Origin of the sequence: Xanthocytophaga flava, from assembly GCF_030068545.1 — a bacterium.
In the GTDB taxonomy this organism is placed as follows: Bacteria; Bacteroidota; Bacteroidia; order Cytophagales; family 172606-1; genus Xanthocytophaga; species Xanthocytophaga flava.
The window spans coordinates 168,920-186,881 of sequence record NZ_JASJOR010000014.1 but is presented as its reverse complement, the minus strand read 5'-3'; the positions used below and the strand labels follow the sequence as shown (position 1 = coordinate 186,881).

Here is a 17,962-nt window from a genome sequence, read left to right as displayed (position 1 = left end):
CTGACTTTACAGTGTGAGCAATCTTAAATTAGTTACTTTTTATGAAGTTAGTTTTATCCGTTTTACTCCTTTATTTTTTTTATCTGTCTGGAATTTGCAATGCCCAGAATACAGGCTCAATGAATACAGGCTCAATATCCGGACATGTTACCTCTATAGATAGTCTGCCTCTTGAACTCGTTTCTGTTTCTATTATTGAACTTCACAAGGGTACACTTACTGACAGTGATGGAAAATATAGTCTTCCCAATCTGACTCCAGGAAAATATACCATCCGGATACAGATGTTGGGAGCAGCAGAGAAAGATTTTGCTGTAGAAGTAGTAGCCGGGCAAAATACTGTTACTGATTACCAGCTTCCCCAGGAGAATATACATGCTCTCCAGGAAGTGACTGTAGTAGGAAGCACCAATAAATTTTCCAAAAAAGAAAGTATTTATGTGGCTAAGTTGCCACTGAAAAACATGGAAAATCCACAGGTATATACAACTGTCCCCAAAGAATTGATTCAGGAGCAGATGGCGGTTGACTTGGGAAGTATTTCCAAAAATGTGCCGGGAGCTGGTATTCCCATGATCGCCAATCAGGGACGGGTTACTTTTCGCTCACGTGGATTTGAAACTGAACCCAATGCCCGAAATGGTTTGGCTGGAGCTGCATTTTCTTCTATTGATCCTGCCAATCTGGAGCGGATTGAAGCCATCAAAGGACCTTCTGCCACCTTATTTGGTACGAGTATATCCAGTAGCTACGGCGGCTTATACAATCGGGTAACAAAAAAGCCTTACAATGGTTTTGGAGGAGAAGTAGCTTATTTTGGTGGGAGCTGGAACTATAACCGTCTGACAGTGGATATCAACACACCTGTAAATGCAGACAAAACGGCTTTATTCCGGTTAAATGGGGCAACCACTTTTGAGAAAAGTTTTCAGGATCTGGGTTTTACCAATACTGTCAGTCTGGCCCCCAGTTTTTCCTATCAAATTACAGACCGTCTCTCATTGCTGCTTGATGTAGAGTTTGGACAGGCCAAAGGCACCTCTGTCGTACGTTTTAACCCTTATACGGCAAGCGACAAAGTGCAATCAATTGCCGATATGCGCTTTCCCTATACCAGGACTTTTCTGAGCAATGATATCACCTATCAGACCCAGATGTTGAACATCTTTGCCCAACTGAATTACAAAATATCAGAACACTGGACCTCTCAGACAATTGTTTCCAGAGCCCGTTCCTCAATCAATGGATATATCACGGCCTTAAATGGTCGTAGTGATTCTACACTTCGGGCTCAGGTAATTGTGGGATATACTGCTTTTATTGCCACAGATATTCAGCAAAACTTTGTTGGAGACTTCAAAATTGGCTCCTTACGCAATCGTCTGGTGGTAGGTCTGGATTATTATAACAACTACAATGATTTTGATCGTTCTTCAGTCAACACACAGACCATCAATTTTATTCATCCACCTGCCAACTACCGGATCAGTCGTTTCAAGGTAGACTCTCTGTCTACAAGTGGCACCTGGCGTAAAGAAACCAACCGGGATAATACCTATGCTGCCTATGCTTCGGATGTAATCAATCTGACAGATCGGTTAATGGCCATGTTGAGCCTGAGAGTAGATCGGTATCAATACGCAGGGGTATACAACATTAACACAGGTGTAACAAGTGGAGGGCTTGGTGTAGGTGGAATCCAGGCAGGTCCATATGGTCAGACTGCTTTGTCTCATAAGCTGGGTTTGGTCTATGAGCTTGCCAAAGATCGGGTGACCCTGTTTGGAAACTACATGAATGGCTTTTTCAATAAGAGTGGTGTAGACATCGATGGAAAGCAGTTTAAACCCGAACATGCGAACCAACTCGAATTTGGAGTGAAAGCAGATAGCTGGGATCATAAGCTGGTGGGTACTGTCAGTTATTATGATATTCAGGTAAAGAATATACTACGTACAAATCCTACTGATATCAACTATTCTATTCAAGATGGAACACAGCTAAGTAAGGGCGTAGAGATTGAGCTTACAGCCAATCCATTTCCTGGATTGAATTTGGTAATGGGTTATGCTTATAATAATAGTAAATATACTAAGATTGACTCACTTCTTCAGGGGTTACGTCCTGCTTTATCCGGCCCGGAAAGAATGTTGAACTTCTGGGTAAGCTATCGTCTGGTTCAAGGACCTTTACAGGGATTGGGGCTGGGATTTGGTGGCAACTCAGGCAGTTTCTCCTACCAGACCAATACGCGGAGCACTACCACTGGAGAACCTCTACAAGTCATTATTCCTGCATATACCCTGCTGGATGCCACTGTATTTTATGACCAGAAACGTTTTCGTATTGGGTTTAAGGTAGACAACCTGACAAGCGAAAAGGCATGGTCTGTACGATTGACCCCTCAGGCTCCTGCCCGTTTTATGGGAAGTATGGCATTGAAATTCTGATTTTATACACCTGCACTATTCCTGATACCATTCAGGAATAGTTTGAGTGAAATAAACTGAATCGTTTGTTAACTGTGAATCGTTTGTTAACTGTGAATCGTTCATCTGTGAGACACTAAGAATCAAATGAAGAAAAACTATTCGTTTCGTAATCTGATTAATGATATCCATCTGTGGATTGGAGTACCCAGTGCACTGGTACTGGTAATCATGTGTATGAGTGGAACTTTGTATGTGTTCCAACGGGAAATAACCCAATGGGCTGATCATGATCGGTTTTATCTACAGATTCCGGAAGGAAAAACAACCTTGTCTGCAGATAGCTTAAAACTACTAGTTGAAAACCAGATGAAAGGCAAGGTGACTACCATTCAGATTCCTCAAGAGTCTGATCAGGCCTGGACATTTACAGTAGTGCACCAAGAGGACAAAGGACTAAGAACAAAAGAGAAGCCAACAAAAACAGATCCTACAGAGAAGTCTTCTAAAAAAAACAAAGAGGGGAAACCTGAGAAAAAAGTAGCTGATAAAGAAAAAGCAAAGAGTTATCTGATCAATCCCTATTCAGGACTTATTCAAGGAGATGCCAAAACACCTTCTGTTGGGTTCTTTGCCAAAGTATTACAGTTGCATAGGTGGCTGTTGATTGAAAATAAGGATATTGGAGGGGCTATTACCGGAACAGCCTGTATCCTGATGCTTTTCTTACAGATTACCGGTTTTATTCTCTGGTTGCCTGCCAAACTATCCAGCTGGAAAAAATGGCATGCGTGGGAAATCGGATTTAAAATTAAAATGGATGCAAGCTGGAGACGGATCAATTTTGATCTGCATAAGAGCTTAGGATTTTATGCGTTCCTTTTTGTGACTATTATGGCTACTACAGGTCCTTATTTTGCTTTTAAGTGGTACAAAGAAGGGACACAGGCTTTGCTTGATGCTAAACCTTTTGCCAAGGAGAATACAGTTTTATCTGAAATTCAAGACAGAGAGTCGCTTGCTTTGAATAGAATTATTTCCCATACCTACACAATTTATCCTTATGCTGGAAATGTGCGGATAAACTTGCCAAAAGATGAAAAAGGATCGTATGCAGTGCAGAAATACCAGGAAGGATTTTTTGCCTGCTCAGGCATTGACAGAGTAATACTGGATCAGTATTCAGGAGCTATACTGGAGTTAAAACCTTATGCAGATCTATCTTTTGGTCAGAAGGTGATTTTTTCTGCCAAGGCAATTCATACAGGAGAGATTTTTGGAACATTTACCAAACTGCTTTATTTTCTGGCTTGTCTGATTGCGACAAGTCTACCCATAACAGGAGTGCTGATATGGCTCAGGAAAGGGAAGAAGGAAAAGAAAAAGCCTGTAACTGCATCCGCTACACATCCCTTACAAACGAGTATGGGTAAGAATCTATAACTCTCAGCATACGGGTCTGATCCAATCTGACTCTACCAACCTTTTTTATCGGTTTATATTTCAGATTTTTCACTCACAATACTTCACTCACAATAACTTTTTTTTAAAAAACCATGAACTATACAATTATTACAAAGACACAAATCAATTATATCACGGCTTTTCTGGGGTGTCTTTTTTTAGGTATTCTTTCAGCCAGAGCAGACTCTTTGTGGATTGAAACAGAGGCAAAAGGGAAAACAGGAAAATCCCAGTTGATAAAGGTAATTTTTGGTTCCTACAATCAGTATCGTCTTCAGAAGGTAAAGGGAGAGTTTGAAGAAGTCAAAGAATTTACCTGCTGGGTAGTTAGTCCAACCGGAAAGACAATTCCGTTATCCTTTACACCATCAGAAACCTCTTATGATACGTATTTTACTCCGCAAGAAAAAGGTATATATACAGTGTTACTGGAAAACAAACAACGTAAAGTGGAAGACTGGCGGAAGTCTTCGACAAAAATTGGAATAACCAAACAACATTATTATGCCCGTACGTCCATTCAGGTAGAAACATCATCTATTGTTACTCTTACTATTGCTGAGTAAGCCATTACAGATCTCTCTATTCTGAAACTACCCGAAAATCAGAATGGAAAAGATCTTACCCTACAGGTAGTCTTTCATGGTAAACCACTCGTTAATACGGTATTGATAATGCGTCATCCAGATATGGAGGAGCAAAAATATACTACAGATGAGAAAGGATGCATCTACTTTAAAGCACCTAAGCCAGGAAGATATTTCGCACTGGTAACTCTACGGTTTGAAAGTCCTGGGACATATAAAGGTGTACATTATGATGTGTTTCGGGAAAAATCCACTCTGACAACAGTAATAGAATAGAGCATATTTTATATAAAGCATTTTGTATAAGGATTGTTGTGGGATCTTGCCAAGGATCAACTCTGTATTAGCCAAGCCATCTAAATACTATTATCTAAATGATGCTATCAAAATAGGCTGCCCCTGGCTTTAATTATTTAGTATTTAACTACATTAAAATGAGACTATTAATTTTGTCTATCCTGCTGATTGTTCCACTAGTAGGTAAGGGACATGGGTATTGGCTTGATATAAAAGGATCCGGAAAAATAAATCAGCCTGTTCGGATTCAAATTTGTTTTGGTGAAATAGACCAATATAGTATGCGCCATAGAGAAACAGGACCTGAACTGGCAGAAATAGGAGGTTTTCAGGTCGCAGTCCTGGATTGTAAGGGAAAACGTACAGACTTAACTCTTTCCCCGCTGTCAGACTGCTGGGAGGCTGTTTTCACACCAGACCAGAAAGGGATATACCAGATTGTTGGTATTCATACAGATCTGCCTGTTGTTGACCGGTCCCAAAGCGGGGGTGAGAATATCAGGCCTATTGACTACTTGTGTGCTCACTATCAGGTCGGCGAAACCCAAACAGGAGAAACAACCTGTAAGGCAATGCCAAGCCAGTTTTTGGATATCATCACCTGGTCAAAAGATAAGTTTGTTGTTATCAAAGCGTTTAAAAACCACCAACCTGCTGCAAACAATACACGATTACGGATTTTCAATCCGGAAAACTGGGAAAAGAATCTAGTTGTAAACATGCAGGGCGAAGCAAGTTTTATGCCTACTCAGAAGGGATTATACATCATTCGTCAGGACTGGATCGATTCTACCCCTGGCAATTATAAAGGAAAATCGTATACAAGTGTACGTCATCGGTGCAACTACTGCTTGTGGGTACAATAGTATACTTTTATAAGATAGATAACTCTAGCTTCAGGCAACCTTTTAGGCTATAAAAGCCTACAAATATCACTGCTGTGGTGCTTAGTTCGTGATAGCTACAACTCTTATAGACTCTTATTTATTCCCTAACAACACTTAACATAAATGAATAACATCGCCTCTACATGTCCTAACTGGTAAGATTTTTTAACGAAAAGAACCTTATCAACTTTTTAGTTTCTACATCTATTACATACCATGTATCTAAACATCTTAGAGAATCCAGAAATTCGACAGAATCAATTGGCAGCTTTGGAGATTATCCATCTAAATCTCTAAAGCCCATGAAATTTCGTGTTTTAATGTTGCTATCTGTTGGTAAGATATTGCCTGTTGGTATGATCTTACCTGTATTTACCTGTGAAAGACAGGTGCTTTATAAAGGTAAGACCAAGTAAACACATGATATCTTTATGAAACCTTATGTTGTAGGCTTTACGATTGTGTGGTATCCATCCGCCTCGGACCGCTTTACAATAGTCTTCAAAGGGAAGTGTTAACCAACCGCTATCTGCAAGTAGAAGAAACGGGTTTACGGGTGCAGGACGGAGAAAAACCAGGTGCCTGTCATCTGGGCTATCTATGGGCCTATCACACTCCGGTTTCCAAGCTGATTTTGTTTGATTACCAGAAGAGGCCAGGAAGGGCCGGCTAAATTATTAGTTGATTTTAAAGGATATTACAAACGGATGGTTCGTAGCTTTGTTTGTTGAGAGTGAACACATAACGCTAGCGGCTTGTATGGCTCACACCCGTCGTAAGTTTGACGAAGCGGCTTCTTATGATCCTGCTAGAGCTAAGTATGCCGTTGCCCAAATAGCCAAGCTTTATGCACTCGAACAACAGATCCACGATGCGACAGCAATGGATGCGACAGCAATGGATGCGACAGCAATGGATGCGACAGCAATGGATGCGACAGCAATGGATGCGACAGCAATGGATGCGACAGCAATGGATGCGACAGCAATGGATGCGACAGCAATGCAGGAACAGGCTATTTGCCAACTACGCTTATAACAGCACCTATTTTGGAGGAGTTAAAAGCATGACTGGATACCGAATCTAGTAAAGTGTTACCCAATAGTCCTATCGGAAAAGCAATTACCTATTCATTAAAGTTATGGGATAAACTCACCGTCTATCTCTACCACGGACAGCTTCAGATCGATAATAACCTGATTGAAAACTGTATTCGCCCCATTGCGTTAGGTCGTAAAAATCACCTTTTTGCCGGTTCCTATTCCGCTGCTCAAAATGCTGCAATGTTATACTCCTTTTTAGGTTCTTGCCAGCGCAATAACCTTAATCGGCATGAGTGGTTAAGTGATATATTAGCTAAATTTAATAGTTCAGACTATGAAGGTAAGTTTTCAGATTTGCTCTCTAATCGATGGAAAAAGCAACGTGTATAAAATCGAATGAGTTGCAATCGAATCGAATGAGTTGCAATCGAACAGATACAATTAACAACTAAACCTGGACTATCGTCTTCTGTAAAGAAAGATATAATAACACAATATGACTTCTACCAGCACGTTATCAAGCAAACCACTCCTATATGCCACGTTCCACTGGAAATAAAAGGTTGCTCCGGTTCTTTCTTTCTACCTTGGCTTGTCTGTGCTTACTGGCTTTGCTCACTTTGGGGATCATCTACCAGGAATTTGGTCCAGTAGAAGTTTCCAGCATTGAAATGAGAAAAGTTAGAGAAGCTGGAATCATAGCAGAATTTTTCTACCCTAAAGGTTCTAAAAAACTACCCATTGTTATTAGCTTAGCAGGATCTGGGGGAGGTATGCTAGAGGACAAGGACATGCAACTATTAGCATTGGAAGGGTATGCAGTTCTCTCCCTGGCTTACTTCAAAATGGAGGATTTACCCAACAAGTTGGAAGAAATTCCTTTAGAGTATTTTAAGCAGGCAATCGGATGGGTAAGTGAACAACCGGTAGCAGACCCAAACAAAATCATCGTATTGGGTATTTCCAGAGGCGCTGAACTGGCTCTGCTGCTTGCGTCCGTTTATCCCCAGATCAAAGGCGTAATAGCGTTTGCTCCTGGAAATATTATTCTTCCCAATGCGGTAGATATTGGCGATAGTACTCCTTCTCATTCTTCCTGGACGCTGGCAGGAAAACCCTTCCCTTTTGCTCCCTTACAAGAATTACAGGCCGATAATTCCAAGCCGATAATTCCAAGCCTATTCGCTACCGCTCTTACATAGAGCCTTTACTGGAAAGGTCTGATCGGGAAATCTATACGATTAAAGTAGAAAATAGCAGAGGGCCTATTCTGTTACTTTCTGGCCAGGATGATCAGCAGTGGCTCTCGGAACGGATGGCCACCTTAATTGAAGGCCGGTTGAAGGATAAGAATTATCCTTACGAAGTCCGCAATGTCATTTACCCAGATGCTGGACACTGGCTACTTTCCTTTAAGGACTCTTATCCCATCATTGCCAGTAGTTTTTTCCGTAATAGAGGTATGAACATTAATGGCAAATACTATCAGTTTGAGAACGGAGGTACTGCCTGGGGTACGATGGTTGCCCGAAGAAACACAAGAAAAGAAACCCTGCAATTCTTAAAGCAGTTTAAGTAGAAACTCCTTCATTGTACTGCTCCCAACACCTGGATTCATTTGGCCATGTACAGGAGCGGACAGATACATTGCGCACAATGTGCAAAAGTATGATTACCCGTTGGTATAGTCTATCTGTTCCATTCTCCCTTTATGTGATGAGTTTATTGTCAGTGTGGAAATATATACTAAAGGCTGATTGTCTTTGAAAGCGTAACTACCCTGACAAAAAGTAAAGATTCAGGTCTTTACTTTTTGTCAGGATCTCAACTTTAATCCGTTTGCTTCTCTTCAGGCATTCTGTCTATCCTTTTTGTATGCTCAGGTCAAACTAACAACAGATTGACCTGAGCATACTTTTCAAACCTTTTTGTGTACTTGTCAGGTAATTTCCAGACAATGTATAGGTAGAGCAAGTACATACTGCACACCTTAGTAGATACAGTTATCTGATTAGTGGACAGAGCTATCTGAAGGATAAAAAAGAAGAAGAATAGTTGGTAAATCCAGAAAGTCTACAGAATCGGATAGCAAATTGGAGCATTATCCAATTAAAACTGTAAAACCATGAAACAATTTATTTGCCTGATGTTAGGAGTATTTGCTAGCGGAATATGGGCAGAAGCTCAAACCGAGGCCAAAAGCAAAAAAGAACAGCCTCCTGTTGCCGTTATAAATGCTTTCCAGAAAGCATTCCCTCAATCACAGAAAGTAAAGTGGGAAAAAGAGAAAAAAGATGAGTATGAAGCTAGTTTCTTGCAAAATGGAAAAGAAATGTCTGTTGTCTACACCACTCAGGCTGATTTGCTGGAGACAGAGGTAGGTATAACGGCTTCTGAACTGCCTGAATCTGTGCAGAAGTATGTAAAGCAACACTACACTGGGAAAACTATTAAAGAAACAGCCAAAATTACCAAAACAGGCGGACAGGTCTTTTATGAAGTAGAAATCGATAAAAAAGATCTGATGTTTGATGCGGATGGAAACTTTCTTAAAGTAGAGCCATAATAAGGTAAGAAGTTACACGAGAATTTACATGTGAGCAATTACCATGAACTACAAGGAGTTACTTAAAGAGATTGAAAGCTATGTGGAAAGCCTTTTCCACATAGCTGTTGATTCATTACCCTATCACAATCTGGAGCATACCCAGCAGGTAGTCAATCAGGCAAAACAAATTATAGCACATTATCCTTTAGACGAAACGCAGGTGTTTATGGTCTGCTCGGCTGCCTGGTTTCATGATGTGGGTTATCTGACAGGACCTGCTGCCGGACATGAAGAACGAAGCATGGAAGTAGCTTCCGTTTTTTTACAAGGCAGACAGATTCCATCTGCTCTAATCAAGCGCATCCAAGCATGTATCCTCTCTACCAAGCTACCACAAAAACCTCATACATTGTTAGAACAGATTATCTGTGATGCAGATCTTTACCATTTTGGAACAGATGCTTTTTTTACACAGGACGCGTTAATGCACGCTGAAGTCAGTAAAGGCAATCTCCCCCCTTCCGAATGGATAAAAGGTACAATCCGATTACTCGAATCGCATACTTTCTTTACAACCTACTGTCAGCAAACTTTGAACGAAAAAAAGAAACTAAATCTGAAAAAACTATATGATTGTCTGGTTTGGTCTGCTGTATATAAGGCAAAACCATAAAATAGGAATCTATTTTTCATAGTAGCCTCCAGGCTATTTTCTCATTTCCCGTTAGTATGTTTCTGCTTGTTTAACCTTGATCATATGAGATCTTTTATCTACCCTATACTCTTTATTTTTCTGACCAGCATTCCTCTTTATGGACAGACAAAAGCCAGCCTTTGGGTAAAAGGGAAAGTGCTGGATGCCTCTACGAGCCAACCTGTTGAATTTGCTTCTGTAGCGCTTACCAACCAGAAAGATAACAAAGTGGTTCATGGAACGGTGACAGATGCTGCTGGAAATTTTGAAATAGGCATTGCTATTTTTGGGATCTTTACTCTTAGCGTGGATTTTATCGGATATACCCGGTCTACACAAAAAGACATTCTCATTGACGCCAGCCACAAAATAATTCAAATTCCTGCTATCTCTCTTGTAGCAGCAGTGAATGAGCTTAAAGAGGTTACCGTTGTCGGTAAGACGCCGATTGTAGAAAACAAAATTGATAAAATGGTATATAATGCGGCCAATGACATTACCTCGCAGGGAGGAGTAGCTTTGGATGTATTGCGAAAGGTACCTCAGGTGTCTGTGGATCTGGATGGCAATGTAGAATTACAGGGAAATTCAAATATTCGCTTTCTGATCAATGGCAAACCCTCCACACTCTTTGGAAACAATATCGCAGATGCATTATCTGCTATTTCCGCTAGCCAGATTCAGCGCGTTGAAGTATTAACGGCCCCAGGATCCAGTTATGATGGTCAGGGAACAGGAGGAATTATCAATATTGTTCTGAAGGAAAATCGTCTACAGGGAGTACATGGAAGCCTAAATCTGACTGCCGGAACTCGCCTAGAGAATGGGTCAATGAATCTGAATCTGAGAAAAAATAATTTGGGAATAAATTTGTTTATCAGTGGCAATAAGCAACTCAGTTCCCGAACCCCTAATAGCCAGAACCGGTTGATAACACCGGATAGGGATCAAAACAGGACACAACTGATACAAAATGGCTACCAGGATTTTGAAAGGAGCGGATATCAGTCAGGAATAGGATTTGACTGGAGTATAAGCAAAATGGACAATCTGACAGGTTCTGTCGGCTATACTGATTTTCGCAATAGCAACACTGGCAGTACTAATCTGAATCAACAGCTATTTGATAGTAATGGTTTTCAGCTCTCATCACTGGATCTGATCCGTCATTCTGCTTCTGGAAATGTGGTCAATGCATGGGAATGGAGTCTGAACTATTCCAGAAAGTTTAAACGCGAAGGCCAGCAGCTTACACTGCTTTATACAGCAAGCTTTGGAAAACCTTCCAATATTTATAACCAAACGCAATTCTATCCTTCTGAGCAATCGCCTTATTCAGGCACCTCCGGGTATACTCCTGGTACGAACAGGCAAACCAATCTGTCATTGGATTATACCTATCCGTTCACCAAAAATATTATTTTGGAAACAGGGGCCAAAACTGTGATTCAACATATTGGCACCAGCGCAGCTATCGGGCTACTTAACCCATCACGTAATGAGTATTTGCCAGACTCCACCCAATCGTATCAACTACAGTATGATATGCATATTTATGCAGGATATATGTCTGCGACTTTTGGCCTATTTAACTACCTGAATGTCAAAGCAGGCTTACGCTTTGAACACACTAATGTGAAAATAGACTTTCCCAATACATCTATTCCTTCCTACAATACCCTTCTTCCTTCGCTGGTTTTGTCACATACCCTTACAGAAGACCGATATGTGAAGCTTTCCTTTACCCGCCGCATTGAACGGGCTGATTACCGGGAAATTAATCCCTTTATGAACCTGAGTGACCCTTACAATATTACGACAGGTAATCCTGTACTTAAACCCGAAATCGGTAATAACATTGAACTGGGATATAATCAGGTATTTAAAAATGGCGCAAGTATCTATATGGCTTTATTTGAACGGATCAATACCAACGATATCAAATTCTATACAACTTTTTATCCTACCTATATGGTTGGAGATTCTCTCTATCAGAATGTTTCCCTGACCAGTCGGCAAAACATTGGAATTGAGTATAATTCAGGGATCAGCCTTTCGAGTCAGATGACCTTAATCCCTCAGCTAAATCTGAGAGGAAATTTGATGCTTGCCCAGAAACGTGTGGTCAATACTGTGCAGACAAAAGCTGTAGCCAATGGAATAAATTATCGGTTAAATCTTAATTTATCCTATCAGTTGCCTTGGGATCTGGTGATGGAAGCATTTGGAAATTATTCTTCTGCTGTAAATACTATTCAAGGCAAAAGACCCCAACAGTTTACCTATACCTTAGGTGGACGCAAATTCTTTAAACATAAAAATGCCAGCATTGGTTTTGTGATAACCAATCCTTTCAATCGCTACATCAACCAGATTACAACCATTTACACAGACAATTATACTGCATATAATAGAGTACAGGTTCCTTACCGTTCATTTGGAATAAACTTCACTTATAAATTTGGAAAGCTGGAAGTAAAAAAAGAGAAAGAGCAGAATAGTAATTTTCTACAAAACGCACCCAGTACAGATCATTAAGGCATACCTGGGAGGAATATGGAGTGAAAAAATTTTTAGGTAAAGAGAGTGGAGCTGAGGGTATGGATTGATACCATTTCTTCCAGATCAAGAGACTGATATAAATAATAATAAGAGACTGATTTTAGCACAAACTGATTGTCAGAATATGCCAGTTGTCTTCAATTTTGTAACTTAGTATAAAATGATGTACTTGGCAGATCTTTTTGACAATCGCCAAACCTAAGCCGGTCGAATCACTTGTAGATCGTTGTTTTTGAAAACGCTCAAAAAACTGCTCTGGATCACCTTCAAACTGATGCCCTGTATTGGCAATCGTCAGTTTGGTAAGTGTGGATTCTATGCGAATTTTTCCTTGAGCAATATTGTGTTTAACTGCATTACCCAGTAGATTACCAATCAGGATATCGGCCAGAAGTGGATGAATTGACACTTCAAAGTCAGCCAAAAGAGAGAATTCTGTCACTATTTCTTTAAAATCAAGCATAGCATTCCATTCCTGAAGCCTTTTGGCAACCAGTGCTGAAAGTAAAACAGGCTCTTGTGCCGGAAACTGACCATTCTCAATTTTGGCTAGTAATAACAGGGAAGCATGCAGACGGGTTAATCGGTTTACCTGTTCATTAATGGTTTGTAGAGGGCGTAATTGAGTGTCACTCCAAGCTTCTGATTGCAGTAACAATTCAATCTCACTCCGAATTATTGACAAGGGTGTCTGGGTCTCATGAGAAGCATTTTCGGTAAATTCTTTTAACGAACGGTAATCGCGTTGCACTTTTCGGGTCAGTTCTCCCACTGCTTGATTAAGTGCCATAAATTCATCAATAGTTGTATCAGGTAAGAATAGTAATTCATTTTGACCCGGCTGAAAGGTTTGTAGTCTGGAAAGTGTATCCCAGAATGGTTTCCAGACCTTAAGCGTCACAAAACGGTTGATCCAAAACAGGCCACTCACCAGTACTGTCAGTAGCAGCAATAAAGAGATAAAGACAGCTTTGATCAGATCATCCGATTCGATTAGCGACTCCCGCATCACAATCTGGTAGGCTTTCCCATGAATCTGTACTACCTGTACAAGCTGACGGTAAGGTATAAATTCTTTTTCGCCCTCATTGTAAATCAATGTATCAGACCAGATAACATTAGAAGGAAGTAAAGATGTCTGAATTGCCTTAACTTCCAGGTTATGGAAGTATGAGTAGTGGGTAGGATTTTGCTTGAGTTCTTTGATAACATTGGTTTTCTCTGACAGCAGGGTCTCATCAATAGAGTCATGAATCAGGCTTCGCAAAATAAAGTAAAAAGCAATACCTGCCAGCAGAAAGGCAATGGAAGACCAGAGCAGGTAATAACGGCTTGTGCGGGAAAGGAGCTTCATAATGGATTATTCATCATATGTGATTTCATAATGGATTATCTCATAGTAGATTATTTCATGATGGGACTCATAAGCAGTCAGATTTAGCTGGTAGAGAATTTATACCCTACACCATAACGGCTCTGAATATAATCTTTTCCTCCTTTTTCCACGATCTTCCGTCTGAGATTCTTAACATGGGAATAAATGAAGTCAAACGAATCAATCTGATCTGCACTATCGCCAAGCAGGTGTTCGGCAACGGATTCCTTGGTGATGATCCGTTCCTTGTTGTAAATAAAGAATAGTAGCAGATCATACTCAGATCGGGTAAGTATCAATGGTTCATTGTTAACCAGTGCCTGTCCCTGTTGGGGAAGGATGGTAATTTCCTGAAACGAAATCTTAGTACTTCCTCCCTGAAGTCTTCGCCGTAAGATGGAATGAATACGTGCATTGAGTTCAGACAGATGAAAGGGCTTGGTCAAATAGTCATCGGCTCCCAGCTCAAGACCTTTCAACCGGTCTTCCAGTGCGTTCTTAGCCGAAACAATGATAATACCGACTGTGGAATTAACCTGTTTGAGCTTGCCGATAATATCAAGTCCATTTCCACCAGGTAAGGTCAGATCCACAATAATGCAATCATAACTATACAAAAGTGTTTTTTCCTGCGCACTTTCAAAATCCATAGCTGTCTCACAATGGTATCCAGCCTTTGTCAGATAGTTTGCCATTGACTGGCTGAGCGCACTTTCATCCTCGATAAGTAATAGTTTCATTGGCTAATAGCTTCATCATTTTAGGCTAATACTATTATTTCCCGATATCATATCCCTCATATCATATCCCTCACATTGACTGGTAGATAAGTGACTGGTAGACCTCAGACAGGTAGATTAGTGCAATGTAGAGTTGAATTCTGGAGAAAAATAGGATACTTCGTTTTTCACCAGATGATCTTCACCAGATGATCCTGATTCAGTCCTTCTAGCTGTAAAAAAGTCTTTTCCTGTAAAAGAATACCTTCCTACAGAATTTCTCCAAAATTGAATGATTCATTTACAAAGAGTATTACTTATTATCTACTATTCTGCCTGTTAGAATAAAACTCTATGCTTTCAGATAAAAGCCTTAAAATATGGGTTTTACTAATGGGTTTTTACTAAAAGGATTCATTATGAAATATCATACATACATTTTTATCTTTCTTTTCTTTGCTTCTTTCTTTGGCTTTCAACGCTTGTCAGCACAAGCTGGCAAAGTAGTCGTGTCCGGAGTAATCAAAGATGCTGCTACTAAAGCAATGCTGCCTTTTGTGAATGTAACACTTTATTCTCAGAAAGATACAGTCTTTCTCACAGGTACTATCACCAATGAAGAAGGACTATTCACTTTACCTGCTGTAAATAGTGGTTCCTATGTGCTAAAAGCTACCTACCTGGGATTTGAGCCCATCACACAATCACTACAAATAGGACAACTCAGCGAATTTTTACACATAGGAACAATTGAGCTAACAGCGCAAACTACCCAATTAAACGAGGTTGTCATTCAGGGAAGTTCGGATGCAGTTAGCAGGTCAATGGAAAAAAAAACATTTTCACTGGCAGACAATCTTAGTCAGAGTGGAGGTTCGGTATTACAAGCAATGAAAAACCTGCCAGGCATCACAGTTGGAGAGGGGGGCAGTGTACAGCTGAGGGGAAATGATAAGGTAATGGTCTTGATTGATGGCAAACAAACTGCCCTGACTGGGTTTGGTTCACAATCCGGATTGGATAATATTCCTGCTTCGGCCATTGAAAAAATTGAAATCATCAATAATCCCTCTGCCCGATACGATGCCAATGGCAATGCGGGTATTATCAATCTGGTTTTCAAAAAAGAAAAAAAGGAAGGCCTGAATGGTAAAGTAGGATTTTCCGCAGGGTTGGGAGCTTTGTGGGTCAAACAGGAGAATTATCCAACTATCCGGCCTCAATATCAGACTACCCCAAAAATCAATCCTTCGTTTTCTCTCAATTATAGGAAAGGGAAAACAAATCTGTTTGTACAGGTAGATAATCTGTATACTCAGACATTGAACAAAAACGAATTTACGGATCGTTTCTATGATTCGGGTCAGCTTATACGCCAGCAGCTCAAACGAAACCGCAATACTAATGTGACTACACTCAAATCGGGTATAGACTGGATGGTCAATGAACAGAATACTTTTTCCTTTTCAGGTCTTTTTAGTAGTGAAAAAATCATTGATCGGGGAGACGAACCATTTTTCACCTATGATCTTTCCGAACGGAAGCGGTTGTGGCAGTTTCTGGAAGATGAGCTCAAAACCACGGTAACAGCTTCAGCCAGCTGGCTGCATACATTCCGTCAGGCAGGACGAAAGCTAAACATGGGATTTAACTATACCTTCCATCGTGAAGATGAAAAGTACTTTTTCACCAATGTTATGCCTACCTATACTGGAAAGGATGCTTTCAAACTTTTATCAGATGAGAATGTTTCAGATCTGACTATCGATTATACCCATCCACTAAAATATGGTCACCTGGAAGCAGGTTTTAAATTGCGCCGCCGGTATATCCCTACCAACATGCAATTTTTTCCCGGGTATAATTCCCCACTTGATAGCAGCGCTGGAGGATGGGCTAACTATGGAGAGACGATTCCGGCACTGTATGGCAATTATGTTTTTGAATCCAAATATCTGGAAGTGGAAGCTGGTTTACGGGCAGAATATGTAAATTTACGTTATCAGGTCAATCCTACTCATCCTACCTACAAAAGTAATGGGTACACCTATGGACAGCTTTTTCCTTCTGTGCGGGTAAGTTATAAACTCAATGAGCTTAACCGGATTTCCCTGTTTTATAATCGGCGGGTAGACCGTCCCAATGAAGTGGACATTCGTATCTTTCCCAAATACGATGATGCAGAAATCATAAAGGTCGGCAATCCGGCTCTGCGGCCTCAATTTACCAATTCTGTTGAGATTGGTTACAAAAACAGCCATCCAGGAGGTTTTGTGTACGTTTCGTTGTATCACAAACAGGTCAACGCTACCATTACCCGTATTTCTAGTACGACCAATGCTACAGGAGCGGATAATACGTTGATTTATGCTATTTTTCAGAATGCAGGACATAGTTATACAACCGGAATGGAAATTATCTACTCCTGGCAATTACAAAAATGGGCGACCCTGAGTCTGAATCTGAACGGCTATCAGAATACAATTGATGCCTTCTCTGTTGTAAATCTTTATCCTGTAGAAAATACCTTTACAGCAGAAAGACAATCACTTTTTTCCGGCAATATCAAACTGAATGGATTGTTTCGTCTTCCCCGTAAGATTGAAGCCCAGTTCTCTGCCATTTACCTGGCTCCTGATATTGTTCCTCAGGGAAAAGTCTACTCCCGTTTTTCGATTGATATGGGGGCAAAGAAAACCGTGCAGAACGGAAAAGGAGAACTCTTTGTCAATGCAACAGATATTGCTGCAACGTTGAAAATTAAACGAAGAATACAGGGAGATGGATTTCATTATATCAGTACAGATTACTATGAAACTCAGGTAGTACGAGTAGGATATAACTATAAATTCTAAGGAACAACAAATAGGCAACGAAATTTATTCTACAGAAAAATGGCAATTGTATATTCACTTACTAATCTGTATCAAATAGAATAGATACACCATTAAAATCAAACAATTTTCGAACCAAAGAAAACGCAATCTATAGGAATGGGATCTTTTCAGTCAAAACCTAAACCCTATTATACTATAGGACGTGTGCTTCTTTTTGCATTGTTTTCTGCAATCATACTAGGACTATAGTTTCATGCTATACACCACAACTTTACCTCCCATGGCCGAACCATCTGCTTATCACTTTTGTAGGTAGTATTACCTTTGGACTTACTATCTTATCTAATCATTGGGAAGGACTCAAGCTTTTAAATGTTAAAGCTGTTAGAGGTGGGGATCTTACCTGACCACTACAGCTTTGCTCGTCTGATAACAGGCTTTTGTTTTGGTTTATGCCTGCCGGTCTTACAGTGCATTGTTAAACTTTTGTCAGGACATATGCAAATCAGACTTTTCCCAA

The 17,962-nt window shown here is 40.3% G+C and carries 16 protein-coding genes; 14 read left to right on the top strand and 2 right to left on the bottom strand.

Annotation, left to right across the window (positions count from 1 at the left end; translation table 11 throughout):
- The first annotated feature begins 41 nt into the window (after window positions 1–41).
- The 13 genes from QNI15_RS20900 (at window position 42) to QNI15_RS20840 (ending at window position 12,487) form a co-directional block, all read left to right on the top strand.
- The gene (locus QNI15_RS20900) at window positions 42–2,450 is read left to right on the top strand and encodes a TonB-dependent receptor (RefSeq protein WP_314033337.1); all 2,409 of its coding nucleotides are present in this window, start codon (window positions 42–44) and stop codon (window positions 2,448–2,450) included.
- A gap of 126 nt (window positions 2,451–2,576) precedes the next feature.
- The gene (locus tag QNI15_RS20895) at window positions 2,577–3,872 is read left to right on the top strand and encodes a PepSY-associated TM helix domain-containing protein (protein WP_314033336.1); all 1,296 of its coding nucleotides are present in this window, start codon (window positions 2,577–2,579) and stop codon (window positions 3,870–3,872) included.
- Window positions 3,873–3,985: 113 nt separating this feature from the next.
- On the top strand, window positions 3,986–4,459 hold the full coding sequence (locus QNI15_RS20890; protein WP_314033335.1) for a hypothetical protein: 474 nt from the start codon (window positions 3,986–3,988) through the stop codon (window positions 4,457–4,459).
- Window positions 4,460–4,567: 108 nt separating this feature from the next.
- On the top strand, window positions 4,568–4,756 hold the full coding sequence (locus QNI15_RS20885; RefSeq protein ID WP_314033334.1) for a hypothetical protein: 189 nt from the start codon (window positions 4,568–4,570) through the stop codon (window positions 4,754–4,756).
- A gap of 158 nt (window positions 4,757–4,914) precedes the next feature.
- Entirely contained in the window at window positions 4,915–5,643 is a 729-nt protein-coding gene (locus tag QNI15_RS20880; protein ID WP_314033333.1) for a hypothetical protein, read from the top strand.
- Between the two features lie 484 nt (window positions 5,644–6,127).
- Complete coding sequence (locus QNI15_RS20875; protein ID WP_314033332.1) at window positions 6,128–6,337, top strand: IS66 family transposase; 210 nt, start codon at window positions 6,128–6,130, stop codon at window positions 6,335–6,337.
- Between the two features lie 8 nt (window positions 6,338–6,345).
- Window positions 6,346–6,702 carry an IS66 family transposase gene (locus tag QNI15_RS20870; protein ID WP_314033331.1) on the top strand — a complete coding sequence of 119 codons (357 nt, stop codon included), beginning with the start codon at window positions 6,346–6,348 and terminating at the stop codon, window positions 6,700–6,702.
- Window positions 6,703–6,734: 32 nt separating this feature from the next.
- Window positions 6,735–7,097, top strand: a complete 363-nt coding sequence (locus QNI15_RS20865) for an IS66 family transposase (RefSeq protein ID WP_314033373.1) — start codon at window positions 6,735–6,737, stop codon at window positions 7,095–7,097.
- Window positions 7,098–7,243: 146 nt separating this feature from the next.
- Entirely contained in the window at window positions 7,244–7,909 is a 666-nt protein-coding gene (locus QNI15_RS20860) for an alpha/beta hydrolase family protein (protein ID WP_314033330.1), read from the top strand.
- Entirely contained in the window at window positions 7,888–8,286 is a 399-nt protein-coding gene (locus QNI15_RS20855; RefSeq protein WP_314033372.1) for an acyl-CoA thioester hydrolase/BAAT C-terminal domain-containing protein, read from the top strand. Before QNI15_RS20860 ends, QNI15_RS20855 begins: the two co-directional genes overlap by 22 nt.
- 546 nt (window positions 8,287–8,832) lie before the next feature.
- Entirely contained in the window at window positions 8,833–9,273 is a 441-nt protein-coding gene (locus tag QNI15_RS20850; RefSeq protein ID WP_314033329.1) for a PepSY-like domain-containing protein, read from the top strand.
- Window positions 9,274–9,316: 43 nt separating this feature from the next.
- The gene (locus tag QNI15_RS20845) at window positions 9,317–9,928 is read left to right on the top strand and encodes an HD domain-containing protein (protein WP_314033328.1); all 612 of its coding nucleotides are present in this window, start codon (window positions 9,317–9,319) and stop codon (window positions 9,926–9,928) included.
- An 84-nt stretch (window positions 9,929–10,012) separates the two neighbouring features.
- Window positions 10,013–12,487 (top strand): TonB-dependent receptor domain-containing protein, encoded by a 2,475-nt coding sequence (locus QNI15_RS20840; RefSeq protein ID WP_314033327.1) that lies wholly within the window; start codon window positions 10,013–10,015, stop codon window positions 12,485–12,487.
- 124 nt (window positions 12,488–12,611) lie between these two features.
- On the opposite strand, the gene QNI15_RS20835 is transcribed toward QNI15_RS20840, so the two are convergent.
- Window positions 12,612–13,865: a sensor histidine kinase gene (locus QNI15_RS20835; protein WP_314033326.1), complete on the bottom strand. Its 1,254-nt coding sequence runs from the start codon at window positions 13,863–13,865 to the stop codon at window positions 12,612–12,614.
- Window positions 13,866–13,948: 83 nt separating this feature from the next.
- Complete coding sequence (locus tag QNI15_RS20830) at window positions 13,949–14,626, bottom strand: response regulator transcription factor (RefSeq protein ID WP_314033325.1); 678 nt, start codon at window positions 14,624–14,626, stop codon at window positions 13,949–13,951.
- Window positions 14,627–15,024: 398 nt separating this feature from the next.
- On the opposite strand from QNI15_RS20830, the gene QNI15_RS20825 reads away from it, so the two are divergent.
- Window positions 15,025–17,460, top strand: a complete 2,436-nt coding sequence (locus tag QNI15_RS20825; protein ID WP_314033324.1) for a TonB-dependent receptor domain-containing protein — start codon at window positions 15,025–15,027, stop codon at window positions 17,458–17,460.
- Window positions 17,461–17,962 lie beyond the last annotated feature (502 nt).